This window comes from Streptococcus cuniculi (genome assembly GCF_004570575.1).
In the GTDB taxonomy this organism is placed as follows: domain Bacteria; phylum Bacillota; class Bacilli; order Lactobacillales; family Streptococcaceae; genus Streptococcus; species Streptococcus cuniculi_A.
In genome coordinates this window covers 1-402 of sequence record NZ_SPPD01000097.1, presented here as the reverse complement: position 1 = coordinate 402, position 402 = coordinate 1, and the positions used below count along the sequence as shown (strand labels likewise).

Below are 402 nucleotides of genomic sequence, written 5' to 3'. Positions count from 1 at the left end.
ATTGAATATCTAAAAAGTAACAACCTATATCATTTGAAGATTTAACGTGATCCAATAATTCATATGGATCACGTGTTGCAAGTTCAATAGACATTTCTTTTTCTTCAATCATAATATAATTATTGATAATCGTCTGCATGCGCTCTAATTGTTTAGGGTCATCTTCACAAATGATGATTTTCATTGAATCACTTCCTCATTGCTATCATTTAAAATTTCAAGCTTTTGAATAAAGTATTGATTATTAATAAAAGTATCTAAGAAAACATGGTCTGTCTTCTCAGTGATTTCTTTCAACGTAGTTAACCCAATACCACGCTTACGACCTTTAGTAGAATAATGATTTTCAAATAGTTTATGTACCTTAGGCGTATCTTTTGAACATTTATTCATGAATACAAG

At 29.1% G+C, this 402-nt stretch carries 1 protein-coding gene and 1 pseudogene; both read right to left on the bottom strand.

What is annotated here, in order from left to right:
- Positions 1 to 184: pseudogene (locus tag E4T82_RS12225) on the bottom strand (response regulator); the annotation flags it as partial.
- On the bottom strand, positions 181 to 402 hold a 222-nt coding region (locus E4T82_RS12220; RefSeq protein WP_135183001.1), incomplete at its 5' end, for a GHKL domain-containing protein. The gene E4T82_RS12220 and the pseudogene E4T82_RS12225, both read right to left, overlap by 4 nt.